This window comes from Pararhizobium antarcticum, from assembly GCF_001885585.1.
Classification (GTDB): Bacteria; Pseudomonadota; Alphaproteobacteria; order Rhizobiales; family Rhizobiaceae; genus Pararhizobium; species Pararhizobium antarcticum.
Window position 1 is genome coordinate 23,871 of sequence record NZ_LSRP01000104.1, and the last position, 7,844, is coordinate 31,714.

The window sequence follows — 7,844 nt, forward strand, 5'->3', positions numbered from 1 at the left end:
ATCACCACCTGACCTTGAAGAGCTTGATGAACAGATTGGCGAGCACCATGATGATGGCCAGACTGACCAGGCTGAGCGTGGCGCCATAACCCCATTTGAGATTGCTGAAGGTCTGCTGCCAGGCGTAGAGGCTGAGGGTGTAGGTGGCCGTGCCCGGACCACCCGATGTCATGACGAAGACATAGTCAAACACCCGGAACAGATCGATGCCGCGCAAGAGAACGGCGACGGCAATGACGCGGCTCATCATCGGCAGCGTAAGCCGCCGGAACATCTGGACGGCCGACGCACCGTCGATCATCGCGGCTTCATAGGGCTCCGCCGGCAATGCCCTGAGACCCGCGAGAAAAATCAGCACCATGAATGGCGTCCATTGCCAGATCTCGGCGACCATGACGCCGGCCAGTGCCAGCGAGGAGGTCGACAGGATGGGCGTGCCCTTGGCAAGCAGGCCGAGTTCGTTGAGAAAATAGGTGATGACCCCGAATTGCGGGTCTTCCATCAGGAGAAACATCATGCCGGCGATGGCCGGCGGAATGACCAGCGTCATCGACAGAACGGCGCGTAGCACACCGAAGCCCGGCAGTTCCGCATCCAGCAAAAGCGCAATCGCCATGCCCAGCACGATTTCACAGGTCAGGGCGATGATGAAATAGATGAAGGTGACGCCGAGTGCGCCCCAGAAGCGTGTGTCGTTCCAAAGCTGGATCCAGTTGCTGAAGCCGACAAAGGCCAGCGTCCGCTTGCGAGGCAGGAACTCATGAAAACTCAGCCAGATATTGTAGATCAGCGGATAGATCGTGAAGACCATCAGCAACGCCACGAGCGGAAACAGCCATGGCCATGGCGAATCCGAAATCGCAAAGCGTCGAACCTGTATAGTAGACATTCCGTACTCCTCCCGAGAGCGAATGTCGGCCGGATCGCGCAAAACGCGAGACGAGCCACCTCCTGAATTTTCCGCCTAGGTGCTTGCTGGACATCCTCTTGTCCGCAAACCACCATGGGCACGCTGCATCTCCTCCGGAAACAGTCCACGACCGGCGACGTCGCGGGCAATGCCCGCGCCATTGATGCTGCCGCCGATGATGGCAAAGTCGTAGACCCGGCCGGTCATGCAGCGACCCTCCCGTTCCTGGCCGCCAGAATGCGGTCGGCCACTTCGACGAAACCCTGGCCACCGCGCGAAAGCGTCACGAAAGCGGGCTCGGCCTCGATCCGTCCGCGAAACTGCAGAACATTGGCGACGCCGCAGGCATGCGGGAAAAAGCCGAACATCGGCGCATCATTGGGGCTGTCGCCGACAAAAACCACCCTGTCCTTGCCACAATCAATGTCGAGACCGAGAACATCGCTGGCAAACCGGCGCGTCATGGTCAGCTTGTCATAGGATCCGAACCAGCCGTTGACATGGATGGATGAAACCTTGGCGACCGCCCCCTCCTCCTCGAAGATCTGCTTGATGCGATCGACCTGGCTGGTTGTGAGCGGCGCGACATCCTCGCAGAAATCGATGGCCAGATCGGCCTCGCGGTAGGGCTGGTCAGCCGAAATCGCAGCGCCGGGCACTTCGGCGAGAATGCGGGCCCGAACGGACAGCAATTTCTGCCGGTCCAAGCTGCGTTGGTCGTCGGTGATGGCAAACACACGACGCATGCGGCGGCTGTCATTGTTGTAGGAGAAATAGAAGGCGCCATTCTCGCCGACGACGCCCGCCACCGGCCACATCCGGGCGATCATGTCGCACCAGCCGGCCGGACGCCCGGTGATCGGAGCGACAGCAATGCCGGCCTCGGACAACCGTTCAAGCGCCGCATAGGCACAGGATGGCAGGCGGCCTTCCGTTGTCAGCGTATCGTCGATATCGGCAAACAGCGTCGTGACATTGCGGGCTGTTTCCATCGGCATATCGGCGATCGGGCGCATCGGCTCAAATCTCCGCGCTTGCGAGATCCGCGAGCACGCCGCTGTCCGCGGCGATGTCGAGGAAGGAATACCGGTTCGCATCTCGCGGCAGTGAACCACGGCTTCCCGATAGAAATCGACCGGCACGCCCAGTTCCTGCGCTGTCGAGGGACCGCCGGCCGCCTTCAGGAGCCGGGTCATCTCCTCTACCGGTATGACGAAGGCCTGCAACTCCTGACGCAGTTGCGGCCAAAGATCGGCAAGTCTCTCGTTGATTTCGCCCACAGCCTTGTCGTCGAAGATTTTCGGACGGATATCCTGGAGGCATTGACCGGCGATTTCCGCGCCCATCCGGCGCGCCATGTCGGCCGCATCGATGCGGGTCGGGCCGATGCGCGGCGGCGTTTCGCTGGACAGGAAATGCTTCTGGATGCGCGCCATCGTCAAGGTCGCGACGCCAACCTGCTGGCCATGCAACGTGCCGGGATGGCGCTTGCCAGCGAAACAATCGATATAGTGCGAAATCTGGTGCTCGCCCATCGAGCCGTGATTGGACATGCCGGTGAAGGACACACCGAGGCCGCACAATGTCAGCACGCGATAGAGATAACCATTGGCGGTGACGTCGCCCCGGCCAATGCCCTCGGCCCGGCGGTTCAGTTCGATCTCGTCCCGCTCCTGGATGATATAGGGCGAGGTGACGTAGATCGAGCCGAACAGGCGGTGCGACATCCACCAGTCGACCTGTGCGACCGAGCGCACAAGACAGTCGGCAAAACCAGCCGCCGAGAGATAGGCGGGCGCTGCTGCCGATACGGCAAGATCGACGAAGAAGCCTGAAGGAGCCTGTGACGGCAGAGAGACTTTCAGGCCGCTTTCCAGCGTGATCGATGCTGTCGTCGAAGTATAGCCATTCATCGAGGCTGCTGTGCCAAAGACGCAGTAGCGTCGGCCATCAAGCCCGCTGACATATTTCACCAGGTCATTGATCGTTCCGGAGCCAACGGCAACGAGCCCTTCAGCGCCGCGCAATTTTTCCGTCAGATCCGCCACATTGGCCATGTCTGCATGGGGATGATCGAGGATGACAGTCTTGACGGTGCCGAGCCCGGACAAAGCCCGGGCGACCCGCGCACCCATTGCATCCCAGGTGGCGTGATCCGCAACCACCGTGAACGTCTCGCCGAGCTTGAGATTGGCCACGAGTTCGGCTTCGCGCCCTTCGAGACTATCGGCGATGACGATCGCGTCATAGGGGACGCTTGGCTTCTCACCGGTCTCAGGATTGACCCAGCGTCCAGCCACAATGTCATCGATGAGCGCGGTCCAACCGCCCACGGGTTCGCTGTCCGCGCTGCCCCGGTTTCTTGCCGTTTCCATTCCCGTGTCCGTATTTTTGTTGGCTTGAGACAAATGACAACATTGAATGACACATGTCAACACATATGACAGCGAACATTGACATCTGTTTCGGCTTGCCATCTGATAGGGCTCAAGAAGACTTGTCAGAGGAAACACATGCTCGACGCCGGAGCCGATAGACCCACGGAATTTGACGATGCCGTGACATGGGCGGCATGGCTTTACTATGCCGACGAAATGACCCAGAGCGAAATTGCCAAAACCCTCAACGTGTCACGCGCCACGATCGTGAACTACTTGCAGGAGGCACGTCAGCGCGGCATTGTTTCCATTCGTCTGAATACCCAGGCGAGCAGCCGGACACAGATGGCGCGCGGCCTGATGGCCCGTTTTGGCCTTGATGGCGCTCTGGTGATCCCCTCGACGGACGATCGCGATCTCGTGCGCCGGTTGGGCGATGCGGGGGCGCGTGTTCTGGCTGACCAGATCCGCTCTGGCGATGTCATCGGCGTGGCCTGGGGACGCACGGTCCTGTCCGTTGCCGACCAGATATCGCTTGCCGAACCCGTGGCCGGTCTGACCGTGGTGCAGGTGTCGGGAAGTTCGACAGGCGAGCCGGATTTTTCGCCCGAACTCTGTACCTCCCTTTTGTCGAGCCGCATCCGGGCAAGATGCGTCAACCTGCTGGCACCGGCGGTGCTGTCAACGCGCGAGCTGCGCGCCATGCTGCTGGATGAGCCGGTGCTGAAAAAGCAGTTCGAACTCATCCATTCGACCAATCGCATCCTGTTCGGCGTCGGCGATGTCGGCCCGCGCAGTACGGTGCGACATTCCGGCATTGCCAGTGAAGCGGAAATCGACGCCTACGTGCAGAATGGCGCGGTGGCCGTGATCATCGGCCGCTTCATCAACGCGCACGGTCAGACGGTCGGCGGCGACCATGACGCCCGCATGGTCGGGATCGAACTCGACGAGCTGCGCCAGACGCCGAACCGGATTTGCGTCGCCGGCGGCATGGGCAAGATCGACGCGATCACGGCGACGTTGAAAGGGGGCTATGCGACCCATCTCGTCACCGACATGGATACAAGCGAGGCGCTGCTCGCAGCCTGAGGAGGCAGGCGTCGGGTTTCGGGAGGCTTGGGAAAAAGGCGGCGGGTGACACGTCTTCTGAACGTGGCTGCCGCCATGCGGAAGGAGGAGCCGCAGACATGAACCAGACTGAACGGTACATCATCGGCGTCGATTCCTCGACGCAATCCGTCAAGGCGATCGCCTGGACCCGGAGTGGCGAACCGCGCTGCGAGGGTCGCGCGCCGCACACCCTGATCACACCCGATGCCTATCGCGCCGAGCAGGATCCCGAGGAATGGTGGAGCGCCGCCAAAACGGCATTGCGCAAGGTCACAGCGACAATCGATCCCGTGGCAATCGACGGTATCGCGATTTCCAACCAGCGCGAAACCATGGCGCTTCTTGGCGTCGACCGCAGGCCGCTGGCGCCCGCAACGGTCTGGCTCGACCGTCGCGCCCGCGACATGACCGCAGTCATGATCGACGAGATCGGCCGCGACAGACTGCATTCCATCTCCGGCAAGCCGGTGGATGTCATCCCCTGCATCTACAGGCTTCGCTGGCTGCGCGCCCACGAGCCCGATCTGCTTGATCGTGTGGCCCATATTCTCTCGGTGCATGATTATCTGGTGATGCAGCTGACCGGTGAGCCGGCAGCCACATGGACGAGCGCCGATCCGTTCGGGATTTTCGACATTCAGACCAAAACCTGGTCGCGCGATCTTCTCGACCATCTCGGCATCGATCCGTCGCGCTTGCCGCCCGTGCATCGCCCTGGCGCCCAGATCGGCGTTGTCACGTCGCAGGCGGCAGCCGAGACGGGATTGCTGGCAGGAACGCCGGTCTTTGCAGCCGGCGGTGACGGCCATTGCGCCGGCCTCGGTGTCGGCGCCATCGATCCGGGCACGGTCTATCTCAATCTCGGTACGGCAGTGGCCGGTGGCCTGTGGTCGCCGACGCCGGAGCTGAGCACCTATTGGCGCACGCTGGTTTCGCCGACCGGCGAAGGCTACATGCTGGAAACGGTGCAGCGCGCCGGCGCCTTCTTCGTCAACTGGTTGCTCGACAATTTTGCCGGCGGTCGTGCCGATCCTTCGATTTTCCAGCGGCTCGAGGCCGAAGCGATGGCTCTTCCCGTCGGTTCGGAAGGCGTGACCGCCTGCACCTATCTGCTTGGCTGCATGGATCCGCACTGGGATGAGAACGCCCGAGCCAGCTTTACCGGCCTTGGCCCAAAACACTCGATGCGCCATCTCTACAGGGCGTCGCTCGAGGCGATCACGCTGGAGTTTGCGCGTGCGCTCGCAGAAATGACCAGGCGAACCGCCGGTGCGCGGGAAATTTTCGTCATAGGTGGCGGTGCATCCAGTCTTTTGTGGCGGAAAATGGTAGCCGACGCCACCGGCTTTCCGGTTCATCGCAGCCTGTCAGACGAAGCCTCGGCACTCGGCGCCGGCATATCCGCGGCCGTTGGCGCGGGCTGGTTTCCCGATTTCAAGACGGCGGTCCAGGCCATGTGCCGCACGGCCGAAGCGATCGATCCCGATCCCCGCATGCATGACGCCTGGGGTGAGCTCTCGGTCCGCCAGGCGGGCGTCTTTGCAGGACAGAACCGATAGACGGTCGTCGTCTTGGTCGAATTCGTTGACCGCAGCGGCGCGTGCTGCTTCTCACGCATTCCAGCACCATTCTCTTTCGCTGTCGCTCTCTTCGATCCAGCGATAGGCCTCATGCTGTCAGATGGTTCCGCACCGAGGCGGCCGCTCTGACCATCGAACCCAAGCATCCGCGTTGAAAACCAATCGATTGGCACGAACTTTGCTTGACTTGTATCCAAGCCGATAATTCAGTTTGGATGCATTATCGTTGAGCAGAACGTCTGGAGAAGAGCCGTGGAGCAGCAGTCCCTGCATATCGATCGGACGATCATTGATGCAATTCTGTCCGGCCGGTTGCGACCCGGAATGCGGCTGGGTGAACAGGAACTGGCGACGCTGTTTCATGTCTCACGCACGATTGTCCGGCAGTCGTTGACCCGCCTGGAAGCCCGCGGTCTGGTGCAGGTCACGGCTCGACGCGGCTGGTTTATCGTTGAACCGTCCGTAGAAGAGGCAACCGCCGCATTCCAGGCCCGCCGTGCCATTGAATCAGGCATTCTCAACACGATTGACCATGTCGACCCAAAGGCCATCGCAAAGCTCCGTGAGCACATTGCCCGCCAACGGGAGGCCATTTCGACGGGCGATGTCGCGTCTCGCAGCCACCTTCTCGCGGATTTTCATGTCTGCCTGGCCGAATCGCTCGGGTTTTTTCCACTGCTGGACATCCTCAATGATCTGACCGCGCGCAGCCTGCTGTTTGAGGCGCTCTATCAATCGACCCCGGACGCAGCCTGCTCTTGCGATGACCACGAACGCATCGTCGATCTGCTTGAGGTTGGGGATTGCCGCGAAGCCGCGCGCGTCATGATCACCCATATCAGCGATATAGAAACCAACCTGACGGCGCGCATCAAGCACACTCCGCAACTCGACCTGCGCGAGGCGCTGCAGATCAGTTCGCCGAAAACATGACATTCCATGGCCTCGTCGCAAGGGACAGGCGACGAAAACCGGAAGCTTTAGTGCAACGTTCAAGACAGGAGAGAGTGGCATGACGTCGATTATAGGATTTCTCAACACGTTCTTTTGGGGCTATGTCCTCATCTACGGATTGCTGGCGGTGGGTGTATTCTTCACGATCCGTCTCGGCTTCATGCAGGTGCGCTATTTTCCGGAATTCATCCGCGTCATCCTGCGCGCGCCTGAAACGGATTCTGCTGGCATCACACCGTTCCAGGCGCTTTGCACCAGCCTTGCCTCACGGGTCGGAACCGGCAATCTGGCGGGCGTTGCCGTTGCGATGACGCTCGGCGGGCCCGGTGCGCTTTTCTGGATGTGGGTCGTTGCAGCGCTCGGAATGGCGACCGCCTATGCCGAAAGTACGTTGGCGCAGTTGTTCAAGGTGCGCGGCCAAAGCGGCGAATATCGTGGTGGTCCCGCCTTCTATATCGCTCGTGGCTTGAACGCGCCCTGGGCTGCCGCAGTCTTCGCCATTTGCCTGCTTCTGGTCTTTGGTCTCGTCTTCAACGCCGTGCAGGCCAATTCGATTGCAGAGGCGATGAATGGCGCGTTCGGGGTGCCGAAGCTTGCCGTCGGCGTGGTGATCGCGGTGATCTCCGGTGTTGTGATCTTTGGCGGCATCAAGCAGATCGCACGCTGCGCCGAATATGTCGTGCCATTCATGGCGGTCGCCTATCTTGGCGTCGCGTCTTACGTTCTCATCGTCAACATCGCCGATGTGCCGGCGGCACTCGTGCTGATCGTCAAGAGTGCCTTCGGCTACGAACAGGCCGTTGGCGGTATTGCCGGCGCCATGCTGAACGGTGTCAAGCGTGGTCTGTTTTCGAACGAAGCCGGCATGGGTTCTGCCCCGAACATTGCCGCAGCCGCCACCCCCAATCC

General features: G+C 61.0%; 7 protein-coding genes and 1 pseudogene. 4 read left to right on the forward strand and 4 right to left on the reverse strand.

Annotation, left to right across the window (positions count from 1 at the left end; genetic code table 11):
• Position 1: 1 nt before the first annotated feature.
• The 4 genes and pseudogenes from AX760_RS18055 to AX760_RS18065 form a co-directional block, all read right to left on the reverse strand.
• Positions 2-889 (reverse strand): carbohydrate ABC transporter permease, encoded by an 888-nt coding sequence (locus tag AX760_RS18055; RefSeq protein ID WP_071834388.1) that lies wholly within the window; start codon positions 887-889, stop codon positions 2-4.
• Between the two features lie 75 nt (positions 890-964).
• A complete protein-coding gene (locus AX760_RS27265) occupies positions 965-1,117 on the reverse strand; it encodes a hypothetical protein (protein WP_175552089.1) in 153 nt (50 codons plus the stop codon).
• On the reverse strand, positions 1,114-1,926 hold the full coding sequence (locus tag AX760_RS18060) for an HAD-IIB family hydrolase (RefSeq protein WP_071834389.1): 813 nt from the start codon (positions 1,924-1,926) through the stop codon (positions 1,114-1,116). Before AX760_RS18060 ends, AX760_RS27265 begins: the two co-directional genes overlap by 4 nt.
• A 4-nt stretch (positions 1,927-1,930) precedes the next feature.
• A pseudogene (locus AX760_RS18065) lies at positions 1,931-3,285 on the reverse strand (iron-containing alcohol dehydrogenase).
• A 138-nt stretch (positions 3,286-3,423) separates the two neighbouring features.
• Between AX760_RS18065 and AX760_RS18070 the strand changes: the two are divergent.
• The 4 genes from AX760_RS18070 to AX760_RS18085 all read left to right on the forward strand — a co-directional run.
• Positions 3,424-4,380: a sugar-binding transcriptional regulator gene (locus AX760_RS18070; RefSeq protein WP_071834390.1), complete on the forward strand. Its 957-nt coding sequence runs from the start codon at positions 3,424-3,426 to the stop codon at positions 4,378-4,380.
• Positions 4,381-4,478: 98 nt separating this feature from the next.
• Entirely contained in the window at positions 4,479-5,960 is a 1,482-nt protein-coding gene (locus AX760_RS18075; RefSeq protein ID WP_071834391.1) for a xylulokinase, read from the forward strand.
• A gap of 273 nt (positions 5,961-6,233) precedes the next feature.
• A complete protein-coding gene (locus AX760_RS18080) occupies positions 6,234-6,914 on the forward strand; it encodes a GntR family transcriptional regulator (RefSeq protein ID WP_071834392.1) in 681 nt (226 codons plus the stop codon).
• Positions 6,915-6,993: 79 nt separating this feature from the next.
• Positions 6,994-7,844, forward strand: an 851-nt coding sequence (locus tag AX760_RS18085) for an alanine/glycine:cation symporter family protein (RefSeq protein WP_139276509.1), incomplete at its 3' end; no start/stop codon positions are given.